Consider the following 13958-nt stretch of genomic DNA (forward strand, 5'->3'; position numbering starts at 1 on the left):
AGTGGAAATTGTATATGAAAAACAGGGGGAAGAACAATAAACCTATTTTATTTCCGTATTTTATCACAAACTCCTCAGGATTGCTATATAGTATTCCTACTTTAAAAACTCCATCACTTCTTGTAGAACATCAGCTATATGTGGCTTTTCGCAAGCAATTACATTGCCAAAAAGATGTTTATGGTGGGGGAAACTAGGCAAGTTGGGAAAGTGTGGTGTACTGTCATAACGAAAAATTAGACTATTTTGCTCATCTTGAAAGTGATAGCGGTAATCAACATATTCAATCTGATTATTTACAACAACAAATGCTTCACTAACTGCTAGTAAATATTTAATTGCAAAACGTATTCTAATACGGAGATTAGCACGCTCTGGCGTTAAAATTACCGCACTATACTCCTCAATATATACGTTAGAGCAATTAATTAAAAGTTGCTCAACTTCATCTAAATACCCTTGGATAATTTTACGCGACATCTTGGAGTTTGCTGGTTATTTCTTGGTGTAAAGCTAGATAATGCTGATAATTTCCTGCCCATTCGACAAACACTTCATCATCAGAAGTTTCTCCCTGGCTATATTTGGCAAAAAAATCTTCTGAACTCATTTGGTACTTGATTTCATAAACATTTAACTGTTTGGTAAGGGCAATCAACGCATCTAGTGGAGATGTATATTCGATAACTTGTTTACGCATTTATTTATCTGTTTAATTTAATTAACTTAATTATAATAGTTTGTTTGAAAAGTGCCTCATAGTGTATCAAATATCTTTACTCCTATTTTACAAAAGGTGAAGGGGTAGCAATGTGATAAAAATGACGGTATACCAATCTTAAAACATTCTCTAAGGACAAAGAAAGCATTTCGTTAATTATACAGACTCTATTTTCCAAAACAAAATTTTAACGCTCCGCTTCGCTACGCTGAAAAAAGTAAAAAAGAAAAAGTGCAAAGGGAAAAAGAAGAAAAGTATAAAAGGCTACTGAAGAATCCTCCCAACCTCACAGACTACACGAAAACCAATATTGTTGTAAAGGCTGTCGCGGAAGGAGTTGAAGTCGCGAAACGCAGAACGGCAGAATTTACAATAGTGGAACCAAGAACCGCCCCGCAGTATAGCGAGTCCCGTCTTGTCAAAGGAAGGTTCGTTGCTATTAAACCAAGCAATGCCGTTTGTAGGCGATCCTTCATAGTTATCGTGCCAATCATCGAGACACCATTCCCAAACATTGCCGTGCATATCGTACAATCCAAAATTATTGGCTACTCCAAAACTACCTACTTCTGTTGTTTTTTTTCTGTAAATTTCTTGTAATTCAATGGTTGTAAATTCTCCGTAGTGGAGGAAAGGATCATAGTTAGCCAAATCTGTTGTAATTGTCTCACCAAAGTGAAATGGTGTGGTAGTCCCGGCACGACAAGCATATTCCCATTCTGCTTCACTGGGGAGGCGATAATTTCTACCTGTGTGTCGGGAAAGGCGTGAGCAAAACTCAACTGCATCATACCAAGAAACCCGCTCTACAGGCCGATTTGCACCTGTAAACTTAGATGGGTATGGGTCAAGTTCTCGGTTAATCTGGGGTAACTGAGCTACAAATTTCCACTGTGCTTGAGTGACTGGATATTTACCCATAAAAAATGGCTGCACTGTTACTTGATGTTGGGGACGTTCACTATTATTGCTATTTTTCTCTTTTTCTGGAGCGCCCATCATAAAAGTACCTTTAGGAATAGATACCATTTCTAACTCAAAGCGATTCTCTAAATTTTCAATAAAGTGTTGAGCTTGTTTACGAAAGCCTTTTTTGCCTTGAATGGTAATGGTAACTACTTCAAAATCAAATGGTTGTGTTTTGATGGAATCATCGTTGTTTTCTGTTTGATGTTCAGTCATTGTTTTTGTTCTTGTGAATGGATTGATTTAATTAATAAAATTTTCATTTCTCAACGTTTAAAATTTTCAGATACAGTAGTATCATCAATGGTTTTGTATCTAGTCCATAAACACAAAGGAAACCCCTAAGACAATATTTTTTGAAAAAACCTCTCTCTTTCTCGATAACTGGTGGGAAGAGGAGACTTGATTTGGTTAGCTTTATTGATCAAATCTTGAGTATTTTGTATTGCTTGGAAATATTGCCACTTTTCGCGCCATACAATCTGCGAACTTCAGCCACTCATTTACATTCTGGAAAATTGCTATGAGCTTAGAAGAAATTTCATCCATAACTACAAATGTACATAGCATTATTACAAATAGATATTATCACGCTAAGTAGGTTTTTTATCACCCTAGATATAGGAAATTGCAGAGAAATAATAAAATTTAACCATTTCCATGCCTCAAACCCTTGATTTTTCGTTTCATACCTATGTAATCACCAAAATTTTCTTACAGAAAAAACTAGTACAGCAGGGCGTAAATAAACCAATTATTCTCAATCACAGCCAAAAAGCTTATGACCTATTACTTTTTACTTTTGCGAAACGGTACTAGTTTGTTACACAAAAATTACTATTTGGGCTATATGATTAATTCCTATTCAAATAGACGTAATATCACTGAGATTTACAAAATTTACGCTGTCCATCAAGTTCTGGATGTTGCCAAGAATAGGCAAAATGACTAACTGCATTTATTTGTGGTGCAAATCTCCTTAAAGCTGCCATTTGTTGTTCTAAAGGTGGACGGCCAGTTATTGGTTCTCCCCATTTACCAGCTAAAGCGGGAATGACTTTTGTACCTGGTTGAGCCATACTTAAAACTCGTTGCACTTGATCCATGATACAATTAGCATTTCCACAAGTGGCATAAGACATAGGATGCCATTCTAAAGTATTAGGAAATTTATCCCAAGGTTGTAAACGGGAATCATATCCTTTACCTACAGTTTGATTACCTTCTGGGAAAAATACCACCCCAGCAGGAATATTATTTTGTGTAGCTGGATAACTAGCTAAGGCAACAAAATCTAATATACCTTGCATGGCGTGAGCAACTGCCAAAAGCCATAAATCTGATTGCAAAATTGGTTGTTTATCGTTTGCTGTGAGTAATGATTTGTCTGCAACTGGAGGAATACGACCTTCCCACATTGGTTCATCTTCTTGGGGATAAAGTTGATCAACTTCTCTTATATCTCCTGTTGTGATGTATCCTTTACTTAAAAACCGGCGAATTAATTCTAGTCCTTTATTATTTTTGGCACGACGCAATAAAGCTTCTTGAATTGCCGGAGTAAATAACCATAAATCAGATACTTTTGTAGCTATGGAATCACTTCCTGCTTGTCGCGGATAGCGTACATAGTCTAATAATAAGCCATCAGGACGACGACGCATTATTTCTTGTACCATGCGGTAAAAATCGGTTTTTGCTTGGGTGTTGTAGGGGTCTACAAATACTTGGGAACGGTTATCTACAACTTCTATGCTAGTTTGACCTTTTCCATTACGGGCGATCGCATCTTTTCTATTCTCAATTTGACCATAAGTATAGCCAAAATTAATTGTAAACATCCAAGCATAAACTTTTAAACCTCTTGCTTGTCCTTTTTTAATTCCTTCTGCTAATAAATCAACTTTTTCTTTTCCCGGAGTACGAACTACAGCAGGCCAAACTGTGGGATTAGTTGCTGCTGGTAACAATACCTGACCATCATAAAATGCTTCTAAATAAACTTGGTTATAGCCACTATTGACTATATGATCCATTATCTGATCAATTGCTCCTGGCTGAGAGTCACAGGGATACAAACGTAACCAGATAGCTTGAGTTTGTGGCCAATTTTGACGGCGACAATTTTGTAATTCTTCTGCGTGTTCTTTGAGGATTTTTTGATAACGACTTTGTGCGTCTCTATTGCCTTTAAGGGCTGATAAACGTAGTTCTTCTTTCTCTTTCACTGCTTTTGGTGATAGTTGACAAAACTCCATTACCTGCGCTGCTGCTGGCTGAGTGCTAAAGTTAGGAATTAACATACTACTGCTAAACAAAACAGCAAACAGACTGCGACGCAATAATCTTGGTGTGGAAAAGTTGAAAGGAAGTTTGTACATATTGCTTAATTAACCTTAATTGATCTATCTTTTGCTAAATTTCTTAATTAATATATGACAACAGGAAAAATTTATTTAAGGAGTCAGGAGTCAGGAGAAATATTCATGAATCTAGAGAAATCTTTGATTCAATAATTGACAATTGACAATTACCTCTCCCTTGAAGGGAGAGGATTGAAAAAAGCGGATTTTTTATTTTTCCCCTTGAAAGGGAGGTTTTAAACCGTTCGGCACTTCGACACTTCGGCAAGCTAAGTGACCGCAATCTCAGTGACCACTGACGCTCACGGCGGAAGCCTTTAATGAAACAATTGTCAATTTTCAATTTTCAATTTTCAATTGATAAAAAGCAGGCCAAGCCTGCTATTAAGAATCTTTGAAAATTATCAACTTTTCCCTAATAATTAACCACCACGGTTAACCACTGCTTCAACACGAGCAAATTCTTTTTCTAGGCGATTTTTCAACTTTTCAGGTATGGGACGGTTAGGGTAAGAACTGTAATGTCCAGCTAAAGCGTTCAGGGCGGTTCGCATGGTTGTAAAGGAACTCAAGCCAGAAACGGCATTGGATCTTTGATAACGTGCAGAAAAGTCATTGATTTTTTGACGTGCTTCTGCTTGTATTGCTGCTTTATTAGGATCATCCGGTGATACTTCTACGGCTTGTTTTAAGACTTTGACTACGGACAAAGTGTCTTGACGATAATCTCCGGTTAAGCCGTCTGGACTGCCAGAACAACCCATTAAACCGATGGTGACTACTAAAAGTAGTGCCAGCAGACGCGACCAATAATGCTTCATATCCATTAATTAAATACGTAAATCACAGTCCATCGTATCAGGGAACAGGGAATAGGGAATAGGGAATAGTGGAGGTTAATAACTCTATAACTCTATAACTCTATTACCCATTACCCATTACCCATTACCCATTACCCATCACCTCATACAAAGTATTTCTTTGCTGGTAAGGTCTGTTGAGGGAGGCGATCGCATTTTGCAGGGTTTCTACTTCCATGCACGTACCACCAATAGCCCCGGCCATTGTGGTAATGTGTTCTTCCATCAAAGTACCGCCAATATCATTACAACCCCAAGTTAAGGCTTCTGTTGCACCAGCTAACCCTAATTTTACCCAACTCGGTTGATGGTTAGGTATGCAGTTTCCTAAGAATATCCGCGCTACCGCAGTTAGTAACAGCGCATCTGCTAATACTGGTTGATCTCTTCCTACTCGACGACGTAAGGATTTAGGTGCTTCTTGACCCACAAAGGGTAAGATAATAAATTCTGTAATTTTGGCTGGGTATCCTTTTTCTAAGGCTGTTTGTTGCAGCGATCGCAATTTTTCTAAATGTCCTATTTGCTGTTCCGGTGTTTCAATATGCCCCGATAACATGGTACTCGTAGTTGGTACACCTAATTTGTGCGCTGTACTGACAATTTCTAACCAAGTTGCAGTATCTATCTTTTCAGGACATAATACTTTTCTCACTTGATCATCTAACACCTCGGCTGCTGTTCCTGGCATTGAACCCACACCCGCATCACGTAAAGCTTCTATGACATGAGTATGGGAAATTCCATCAACTCTAGCAATAAACTGGATTTCCTGGGGCGAAAAGGCGTGTAAATGTAGCTGGGGAAACTCTTGTTTAATGGTTTCTACCAATTTAATGTAATAAGGTAAGGATTTACCGTTAATTTGCGCTTGTGGGTTTAATCCCCCTTGCATACAGATTTCTGTCGCTCCTCTACTTACAGCATCCGTAGATTTTTCTAAAATCTGCGCCCAATCTAACCAGTAAGCATCCGTATCACCATCATCTCGGCGGAATGCACAAAAACTACAATGTTGTTCACAAATGTTAGTAAAATTAATGTTACGGTTGATTACGTAAGTTACAGTCTCACCAGCTTGTTTTTGTCTCAGTTTGTCTGCTGTTTCCCGAATAATATTTACAGTTTCCGGGTCAGTTTGGTTTAATAAAACTACTGCCTCAGATGGTGATATATTAAACCCAAGTAAGGAACGCTCAAGAATCGTATCTAATGTTATATTAGTCACAGCTAGTAAAAATTTTATTAATGTATGAATGAATTAAAAGCCAACTTACTATTTTAATGCTTTGGCTATATGTTAAATATATGTTAAATTCGTTTTTAAGAGGTTTTCTAAAAAGTTGATGGCTAACGCCACGCTACGCTCTAGGCGAATATACAGCATTTTCCGGTGTCATGTGGTACACTATGGGCGGGCAAGACTTGTACTGATCGGTTAGTGAGCGCAGTCGAACTATGTCGAAATATGCCCACCCCACAAGAGTTTTATTATTATGATTTGTACCTCATAAAAACGAAATCTGCTGTAAATCGCTACCACACAAACAAAATTCACCAGTGGACTAAGGAAAGTGGACTAAGGAAAAATTGGGGTTTCAAACCTGTATAGGCAACTTTGGCAGTGTAGATGTAATTTCTCATCACCCAAGTTAGACTTTTTAAACATCCTCCAAACCTCTATTTTATTGTGCATGAGTACCTTTTGTCTACCTAAATAAATAATTTCAGATATCAACCCGGATTCCTATAGTTTTTGCCAATAAAATAAATAACATAATTAATTTTTTAGAATAAAATATTTGAAATTTTAATTTATGGACTTCGATGCCTCTAATGCCCTATTAAACGTTCCCACTGGTTCATTACAGATTACAGAATCTCCACCTAGTGATGTTGTAGCTAGAAACAATGATATTCTCCTATCTCTGGTAATTCCTACTTACAAAGAGCGTGATAATATCGAGAATATTGTTAATATCCTCACTGGTTTACTAGATGCAGCGATACCTAATAATTATGAATTAATTGTAGTTGATGATGATAGCCCGGATTTGACTTGGCAAGTAGCGCAATCTTTGATACCTGATTATCCGCAATTACGGGTGATGCGAAGACAAGAGGAACGAGGACTTTCTTCGGCGGTAATTCGAGGTTGGCAAGCTGCTACAGGTCGCGTTTTGGGTGTGATTGATGGTGATTTACAACACCCTCCAGAAGTATTGTTACAACTGTTGCATAAAATAGAAGCAGGTGCAGATTTAGCTTTAGCTAGTCGTCATGTAGACGGTGGTGGTGTCAGTAGTTGGAGTGTGGTGCGGCGGTTTTTATCCCGTGGGGCGCAGGTTTTAGGATTGATTATTTTACCAGGTGTTTTAGGCAGAGTTACTGATCCGATGAGTGGTTATTTTATGGTGCGTCGGAGTGCGATCGCTGGTGCTACTATGAATCCGGTGGGGTATAAAATTCTTTTAGAGGTGATTGGTAGAGGTAACGTTAGAGAAATTGCTGAAGTTGGTTATGTCTTCCGCGAACGCACGGAAGGAGAAAGTAAAGTAACGTGGAAGCAGTATATAGAGTATATTCAACATTTAATTCGTTTACGGGTATCTACTGGCAGGTTAGGTAAAATTAGTCGCAGAATAGATTTCCCCATTGGCAAATTTATCCGCTTTGGTTTAGTGGGTTTGAGTGGGGTGTTTGTAGATATGGCAGTGCTTTATTTACTCAGTGATGCTTCTACTTTGGCTTTACCTTTAACTCGCAGTAAAATTATTGCCGGCGAAGTTGCCATTTTCAATAATTTTTTGTGGAATGATGCTTGGACATTTGCAGATGTTTCCATGCAGCAAAAAGGATGGAAACAACGCATTAAGAGGTTTTTCAAATTTAATGTGGTTTGTTTAGCAGGATTGGTAATTAATGTTTTGGTTTTGAATATTGTTTATAATTTCTTGATTCGTAATCAGTATATTGCTAACTTGATTGCGATCGCAGTAGCAACAATTTGGAATTTCTGGGTTAACCTCAAATTAAGTTGGCGGGTGACAGATGTAAAATAATTAATTTGATTGGTGATTGTTGATTGGTGATTGGGAAGAAATTCTTTAACTATTCCCTATTTCCTATAAATGGTTTTAACCAAGTTAGAGAAATAGCAAGATCGAGAAAAGTAACTGCTAAGGCAAACCAGAAAATACTCTCTGCGGCTAAAATTAAAAAAGGCAAAATTGCATTATTAAAACTCCAACCAAATTCTATTTGAGTTAATCCGCGTACTAAACCAAAAGCAAATACCGCACCAGATTTGAGGTGACTATTTTTATCTACTCTGATGATATAGCGATAGGTGACACCAAATAGAAAACCGGAAAAACCTGCAATTACAGCACTAAGTATAAATTGTAAATTAATTTGTGAATTAATTATTTGTGATATTTGTGAAATTTGTAAATTAATTATTTGTAAATCAATTGACGAACCTTGATTAATATTCAGTATAGGAAAATACTGCTTTAGCAACAACCCATTAACAACTGTCGTGACTAAGAAAGCAGAACCAACGGATAAACTACCAATGACACCTGCTTTGACAGATTCTAACCTTTCTTGCATGAGTTCCATAAACCTGGCCAGCCTTCTGTAAACACCAATGAACAATCTACCGCCTTTTCCCGGTATGATAAACATTAGAAACCTTTTGCAATTATTTGAAAAGTAGAACTATGATTTTGACACTAGGTTGGGTATCACTTCTGGTTGTGTTCACTTGGTCGATTTCTATGGTAGTCTGGGGACGCAACGGACTCTAGAGGCATCGTGGAAAGTCCATTACTGAGTATTTTGGCTATAGTTGCCCTAGTGCTGCTAGTAGGAGTTACAGGTGGTGTAGTTTATTTAACCTTGGCAGATTGGCGCGATCGCCGTCGTCGAGAAGACGAAACCCGTGAACTTAAACGCAGCACTGCCAAACGGCGCTGATTTTACAGCCCATACAAACACATACGAAGCTTTATGTGGGGACATGATTAAATTCGTGTCTCCACATATTTTATGACAACAGGAGACTGGACTTTTTTATTTTGGATTTTGGATTTTGGATTTTGGATTGTTTTTGTCAATTCCAATCTAAAATCTAAAATCTTCTTCCCTATTCCCTTCTTGCTGTCACCTGTCACCTGCTATATCTACTTCCCCTGGTAGATCCAAAGCGATTAATAAAGCCTGTGCTAGATGTGCCATTACTGCGTCAGAAAGTACACCTCGTAATCGCAAAAAGCGCGTTTTAGATAATACCCGCACCTGATCTGCCATTGCGATCGAGTCTTTTCTGAGTCCGCCATCTGGTGCTAAAATTAAGACTTGAGTGGGGTAAACCCGCTTGCCGGTTTGATAAGTCGTGCAAGGTACTGCCAAAACAACTGGGCTAGATAAATTAATTACGTCACGACTGACAATAATTACAGGGCGAGTTCCTCCTTGTTCTGAACCTTCAGTCATTTCTAGACGCGCATCGTACACTTCACCCCTTCTCATCGTGGAGATTCCCCTAGCTGCAACGCCTCCCATTGAGCCGTAGCAAATTCCGCCTCCATTCTTAAAACTTCCGCTTGATAATCTGGATCTCTCGTCATTTCCGCTAAAGCGGCATCTATTTCGGCTCGTCTTTGTGCTGCTAGTTCCCGCTTCAAAGCTTGCACCACAAACTCATTCCTACTTTTGGCTTTCCCCTCTAACACAGCTTTATCAGTCGCTTCTAACAATTCTTTCGGGATCGTTAACGTCGTGCGAATAGTTTCTACTTTCATGGCGCGTTCAGTCTGTGATGTCTGAAGTGATGCCTTATATGATATCGTTTTCAGCATCCATTAGGAACTGTAAATTTGTCATTGGTAATTGGTGATTGGTGATTGGTAATTGGTAATTGGTAATTGGTAATTGGTAATTGGTGGGTTATTATTCTCCCCTACACCCCCAAACAAATTTAAACCCCCCAAACGGAAAATGTCAGGGGGGTTAGCACTTGGAAAAAACAGACTCTATATCCATAAATTAATTAATTCACTTGGGAAAAATAACCTTGGGGCAATATACGATCATCGGTACTGGAATACTCTTGTTTGATTTTGACTCAAGACTTACCGCGTTTAAGCGAACCATAAGCATATAGTTCTAAGGGTACTAATTCAGTTTTGCCATTAACTTTTACTTGGGAGTAAACTAATTTGAGCAAAGGAGAGTGGTTTTCATTGTAACGTAAACACATAACATATCCTCTCTTGTCTGTTACAAATTTTTCTGGTCTTCAAGGCAGTTGATGTATATAATAGAAATATGTTTTTGAAGTTGTTTGTGGTTTTGATTGCCTTGATTGAGTGTTTTTTTCTCTTTTCTTTATAAAAACAAAGAAAAGCTTAAATTTCAGAAAAATAGCTGGAAATATCATGAAGATTTGAACAATGTGGCAAATAATTTTGTCATTGGAAATTATTAGATATACTTACTAAAAGCACAATTTAGTTACCCATACAATAATATATAAATCATATATAAATCATATATAAACAACAACTGGTTATTATCTGTAATTTCCTCATGATTTCCCAGTTAATTTATTGCTTGAGAAGATAAGTTTACGTCACAGTTACAGAGTATAATTGATTTATAACTTTACTGACAAACTATGAAAACACCCACAGAATTGCCAACTCGCTTAGATTACTACTACCAACAAATCAAAACCATTATTCTCGCTCGTCAAAATCCTATCACGGGTTTGTTACCTGCGAGTACCGCAATTACCGCTCATGGTGATTATACTGATGCGTGGGTGCGAGACAATGTTTATAGCATTTTGGCAGTTTGGGGTTTAGCACTGGCATACCGAAAAATAGATAATGATCAAGGACGTACTTACGAACTTGAATATAGTGTTGTTAAATTAATGCGTGGTTTGCTTTTCGCTATGATGCGACAGGCGCATAAAGTTGAAAAATTTAAACATACCCAATCTTTATTAGATGGACTGCACGCTAAATATAACACTGCTACTGGTGATATTGTGGTTGGTGATGATGAATGGGGACATTTACAACTAGATGCCACATCTATATATTTGCTAATGTTAGCAGAAATGACAGCAGCAGGTTTATCAATTATTTTTACCTTGGATGAAGTTAACTTTGTCCAAAATTTAGTTTATTACATTGGTAGAGCTTACCGCACACCAGATTATGGGATTTGGGAGCGAGGTAATAAAATTAATCATGGTAAGGCAGAATTAAATGCTAGTTCTCTGGGAATGGCAAAAGCTGCACTAGAAGCTATCAATGGACTGAATTTATTTGGTGTGCATGGTAGTCAAGCATCAGTAATTCATGTTTTACCAGATGAAATTTCTAGAGCAAGAATTACTTTAGAATCTTTATTACCAAGAGAGTCTGCATCTAAAGAAGTTGATGCTGCATTATTGAGTATTATTAGTTATCCTGCTTTTGCTGTTGAAGATGCACAATTGAGGGAACGCACATATAAGGAAATTATTAATAAATTAGCTGGTAAATATGGCTGTAAACGCTTCCTCAGAGATGGACATCAAACAATTTTAGAAGATACTCATCGGTTACATTATGAACCTTGGGAACTGAAACAATTTGAGGATATTGAATGTGAATGGCCGCTATTTTTCACTTATTTAGTGCTTGATGGTATTTTTCGTCAAGACCAGGAACAAGTGCAAAAATACCAAGAATTGTTAGCAGCATTACTGGTAGAAAGAGATGGTTTCCAGTTATTACCAGAATTGTATTATGTGCCAGAGGAAAAGATTGAAGCGGAAAAATTAAATCCCCATTCACAAACAAGATTACCTAATGAAAATATCCCCTTAGTTTGGGCGCAAAGTTTGTATTTTCTGGGGCAAATGTTGAGTGAGGGTTTAATCGCAGTAGGTGATATTGATCCCTTGGGTAGACATTTGTGCGTGGGTAAAAAACGGGAAGCAATGATACAAATTGCTTTATTGGCAGAAAATGAAGAAGTGCAAGCACAATTAGAAGTATATGGCATTGAAAGTCAAACACCCAACCAAGTAGAACCCATTCAAGTGAGACAAGCTGGGGAATTATCAGAAATTTATACGCAAATTGGGCGCAATGATCAATTAGGTTTAACAGGTCGTCCGGTGCGAAGGTTGCGGAGTTTGACAACTTCCAGAATATTTAAAATTCAAAATCAAACTGTTGTATTTTTACCTGCTTTCTTAGATGCACAGCAGTTTTATTTAACGCTAGATTATCATTTTCTGCTGGATCAAATTCGGGGAGAATTGGCTTATATCCAAAAATATTGGAGTGATTTAGGTCGTCCTATTTTGACATTGATGATTACTCGCACGATGCTAGAAACAGGTTCAGAGGCATTATTAGCATTAATGCAAGAACTGAAAAATGGTGTTTGCGGTGGTGTGCAGGTAAAATTAGGAAAATTAAATCAATTAATGTTGACTGCGGCAATTCAAAGAATTGATTTTATTACAGATATAGAATTATTCTGTCCTCCAGTTAAAAATGCGAGATTACGTTGTTATTACTTGGTTTCTCAGCCTGAGAAAAATTGGCGCTTGGGACATACTCAAGAATTTCAAATGGAATGTGAAACTAACTTACATTTGTTACTAAGTTATTTACGTTCCTCAGAAAATATCTATGAACAAATTGAATTACTGCAAACTTTAAATCGGTTAAAGGGTTTGGATTTTGATACTGGTTATGGTGAAGATGGTTATAGTGTGACAGTGGGTGATTTATTGGATGAAGTTTACACTAAAGCAGGTTATTTAGGTTTGTGGGCGGTGGTGCGTCGTGCTGCTGGTTTACGGCAAATGGTGGATATTGGTTTATCGGATGCGGTGACAAGTATTTTGGTAAGAGGTAAACAAATTGCTGTAGGTAGGGCTTATAGTGAAGCTTCGTTAATAATTGTACCAAAATCACATCATGAAATTGCCGAGAAAATTAATAATTTCTGTCGGGAAGATATCAGAGACAGGGTTTTAACTCAAGAAATTCTCATTTATTTAGGTGTGTTAATCAAAACAGAACCAGAATTATTTAAAGGACTTTTAACACTGAGGGTTGGTTATTTAATTCTGTTAATTACTAGCGAATTAGCTCAAGAATTAGGTGTTACCCAAGACGAAGCTTATGATCACCTGATGCAGCTTTCACCTTATGAAGTGAAAATGCGTTTGGAAAAAGTTTTAACAAGTTATAGTGGGGTGAGTGGTTTATTACGTCAACAAGAATCACTGCATATTAAGCAAAAAGAAAGTGATATTGCTTGGGTAGTGCAACCTGTAATTAGTGAAGAAGAAATTGCCGTGACTCCAGAAAATTGGCGGAGATTTCGTCAAGCGGAAGGGGCAATAAATCGAGTTCCCAAGGACTTTTTTAAACAAGTTTGGTTGTTAATGCACCATTGTAAAGGTTTGGTGATTGGCGATAAATTAGAAAGACGGAATCGTTTAGAAAGTGAGGTGATGATTTCGGAAATGACTGCGGGTGAAAGAAATTTTGCTTTGAGAATTGAACATTTACTCAATAAAATTGAAGCGCCAGAATATCGCCAAGTAAATGTGGAAGCGTTGATGGAGTTAGGAGCTATAGCTGCAAATAACCCTAATTTACAAATTCAAGATTATATCGTGTTAGATGTGTTAATTGGTCACGCAGTGCGGTTAGCATGGTTAGAAAAAAATCCTGAACGGGGCGATCGCTATGATGAAGATAAAGGTTTAGCATGGCCTCAATTTTACAACACTTCACCCAGAGATTGCGCGAGTTATATTTTGAAAGCCTTGAAGTTCTTGACAGAATTTGCGAGGGATTTTTAAACTCGAAATAGAAGAATTCAGGAGTCAGGAGTCAGAATAATTTTAGATTTTAGATTTTAGATTTTAGATTGGAGTTGACAGAAACAATCCAAAATCCAAAATCCTTTCATTGTATCCCCAGTCCCCAGTCCCCAGTCACGAGTTAAAAGGAGTGT

The 13958-nt window shown here is 37.5% G+C and carries 14 protein-coding genes; 4 read left to right on the forward strand and 10 right to left on the reverse strand.

Features of this window, described 5'->3' with window-relative positions; genetic code table 11:
* Positions 1-96: 96 nt before the first annotated feature.
* The 6 genes from tumE to cofH form a co-directional block, all read right to left on the reverse strand.
* A complete protein-coding gene (tumE, locus tag IQ237_RS21510; RefSeq protein ID WP_190648181.1) occupies positions 97-480 on the reverse strand; it encodes a toxin TumE in 384 nt (127 codons plus the stop codon).
* Positions 470-700, reverse strand: a complete 231-nt coding sequence (tumA, locus tag IQ237_RS21515) for an antitoxin TumA (RefSeq protein ID WP_027401476.1) — start codon at positions 698-700, stop codon at positions 470-472. The genes tumE and tumA overlap by 11 nt, the downstream gene beginning before the upstream one ends.
* A 285-nt stretch (positions 701-985) precedes the next feature.
* Entirely contained in the window at positions 986-1903 is a 918-nt protein-coding gene (locus IQ237_RS21520) for an SUMF1/EgtB/PvdO family nonheme iron enzyme (protein ID WP_194058907.1), read from the reverse strand.
* A 665-nt stretch (positions 1904-2568) separates the two neighbouring features.
* Positions 2569-4068, reverse strand: coding sequence for a family 10 glycosylhydrolase (locus IQ237_RS21525; RefSeq protein WP_194058909.1), 1500 nt, complete (start codon positions 4066-4068; stop codon positions 2569-2571).
* Positions 4069-4472: 404 nt separating this feature from the next.
* Positions 4473-4871, reverse strand: coding sequence for a photosystem II protein Psb27 (gene psb27, locus IQ237_RS21530; protein ID WP_194058911.1), 399 nt, complete (start codon positions 4869-4871; stop codon positions 4473-4475).
* A 124-nt stretch (positions 4872-4995) separates the two neighbouring features.
* Positions 4996-6138, reverse strand: a complete 1143-nt coding sequence (cofH, locus tag IQ237_RS21535; RefSeq protein WP_194058913.1) for a 7,8-didemethyl-8-hydroxy-5-deazariboflavin synthase subunit CofH — start codon at positions 6136-6138, stop codon at positions 4996-4998.
* Positions 6139-6727: 589 nt separating this feature from the next.
* Between cofH and IQ237_RS21540 the strand changes: the two genes are divergently transcribed.
* The gene (locus IQ237_RS21540) at positions 6728-7972 is read left to right on the forward strand and encodes a glycosyltransferase (RefSeq protein WP_194058915.1); all 1245 of its coding nucleotides are present in this window, start codon (positions 6728-6730) and stop codon (positions 7970-7972) included.
* 49 nt (positions 7973-8021) lie between these two features.
* On the opposite strand, the gene IQ237_RS21545 is transcribed toward IQ237_RS21540, so the two are convergent.
* Positions 8022-8534, reverse strand: a complete 513-nt coding sequence (locus IQ237_RS21545) for a hypothetical protein (RefSeq protein ID WP_194058950.1) — start codon at positions 8532-8534, stop codon at positions 8022-8024.
* 101 nt (positions 8535-8635) lie between these two features.
* Between IQ237_RS21545 and petN the strand changes: the two genes are divergently transcribed.
* Both petN and IQ237_RS21555 read left to right on the forward strand, forming a co-directional pair.
* Positions 8636-8722 (forward strand): cytochrome b6-f complex subunit PetN, encoded by an 87-nt coding sequence (gene petN / locus IQ237_RS21550; RefSeq protein ID WP_013189847.1) that lies wholly within the window; start codon positions 8636-8638, stop codon positions 8720-8722.
* 7 nt (positions 8723-8729) lie between these two features.
* The gene (locus IQ237_RS21555) at positions 8730-8891 is read left to right on the forward strand and encodes a hypothetical protein (protein WP_096570625.1); all 162 of its coding nucleotides are present in this window, start codon (positions 8730-8732) and stop codon (positions 8889-8891) included.
* Positions 8892-9077: 186 nt separating this feature from the next.
* Here the strand turns inward: IQ237_RS21555 and IQ237_RS21560 are convergent, their stop codons facing one another.
* The 3 genes from IQ237_RS21560 to IQ237_RS26755 form a co-directional block, all read right to left on the reverse strand.
* Positions 9078-9446: a type II toxin-antitoxin system PemK/MazF family toxin gene (locus IQ237_RS21560; RefSeq protein ID WP_187039041.1), complete on the reverse strand. Its 369-nt coding sequence runs from the start codon at positions 9444-9446 to the stop codon at positions 9078-9080.
* The gene (locus IQ237_RS21565; protein WP_096570629.1) at positions 9443-9718 is read right to left on the reverse strand and encodes a ribbon-helix-helix domain-containing protein; all 276 of its coding nucleotides are present in this window, start codon (positions 9716-9718) and stop codon (positions 9443-9445) included. The genes IQ237_RS21560 and IQ237_RS21565 overlap by 4 nt, the downstream gene beginning before the upstream one ends.
* Positions 9719-10041: 323 nt before the next feature.
* Positions 10042-10176 carry a hypothetical protein gene (locus IQ237_RS26755; protein ID WP_255512697.1) on the reverse strand — a complete coding sequence of 45 codons (135 nt, stop codon included), beginning with the start codon at positions 10174-10176 and terminating at the stop codon, positions 10042-10044.
* A gap of 417 nt (positions 10177-10593) precedes the next feature.
* Here IQ237_RS26755 and IQ237_RS21570 point away from each other — a divergent pair, with 417 nt between their 5' ends.
* Complete coding sequence (locus IQ237_RS21570) at positions 10594-13803, forward strand: glycoside hydrolase family 15 protein (RefSeq protein WP_194058916.1); 3210 nt, start codon at positions 10594-10596, stop codon at positions 13801-13803.
* Positions 13804-13958 lie beyond the last annotated feature (155 nt).

This window comes from Sphaerospermopsis sp. LEGE 08334 (assembly GCF_015207205.1).
Lineage (GTDB): Bacteria > Cyanobacteriota > Cyanobacteriia > Cyanobacteriales > Nostocaceae > Sphaerospermopsis.

What these genes read in the sequence shown, in the direction of transcription:
- IQ237_RS21560 (WP_187039041.1), bottom strand. Translation starts at nt 9,446, where the DNA reads ATGAGAAGGGGTGAAGTGTACGATGCGCGTCTAGAAATGACTGAAGGT.
- IQ237_RS26755 (WP_255512697.1), bottom strand. Translation starts at nt 10,176, where the DNA reads ATGTGTTTACGTTACAATGAAAACCACTCTCCTTTGCTCAAATTAGTT.
- tumE (WP_190648181.1), bottom strand. Translation starts at nt 480, where the DNA reads ATGTCGCGTAAAATTATCCAAGGGTATTTAGATGAAGTTGAGCAACTT.
- IQ237_RS21540 (WP_194058915.1), top strand. Translation starts at nt 6,728, where the DNA reads ATGGACTTCGATGCCTCTAATGCCCTATTAAACGTTCCCACTGGTTCA.
- psb27 (WP_194058911.1), bottom strand. Translation starts at nt 4,871, where the DNA reads ATGAAGCATTATTGGTCGCGTCTGCTGGCACTACTTTTAGTAGTCACC.
- IQ237_RS21570 (WP_194058916.1), top strand. Translation starts at nt 10,594, where the DNA reads ATGAAAACACCCACAGAATTGCCAACTCGCTTAGATTACTACTACCAA.
- tumA (WP_027401476.1), bottom strand. Translation starts at nt 700, where the DNA reads ATGCGTAAACAAGTTATCGAATATACATCTCCACTAGATGCGTTGATT.
- IQ237_RS21520 (WP_194058907.1), bottom strand. Translation starts at nt 1,903, where the DNA reads ATGACTGAACATCAAACAGAAAACAACGATGATTCCATCAAAACACAA.
- IQ237_RS21525 (WP_194058909.1), bottom strand. Translation starts at nt 4,068, where the DNA reads ATGTACAAACTTCCTTTCAACTTTTCCACACCAAGATTATTGCGTCGC.
- petN (WP_013189847.1), top strand. Translation starts at nt 8,636, where the DNA reads ATGATTTTGACACTAGGTTGGGTATCACTTCTGGTTGTGTTCACTTGG.
- IQ237_RS21565 (WP_096570629.1), bottom strand. Translation starts at nt 9,718, where the DNA reads ATGAAAGTAGAAACTATTCGCACGACGTTAACGATCCCGAAAGAATTG.
- IQ237_RS21545 (WP_194058950.1), bottom strand. Translation starts at nt 8,534, where the DNA reads ATGGAACTCATGCAAGAAAGGTTAGAATCTGTCAAAGCAGGTGTCATT.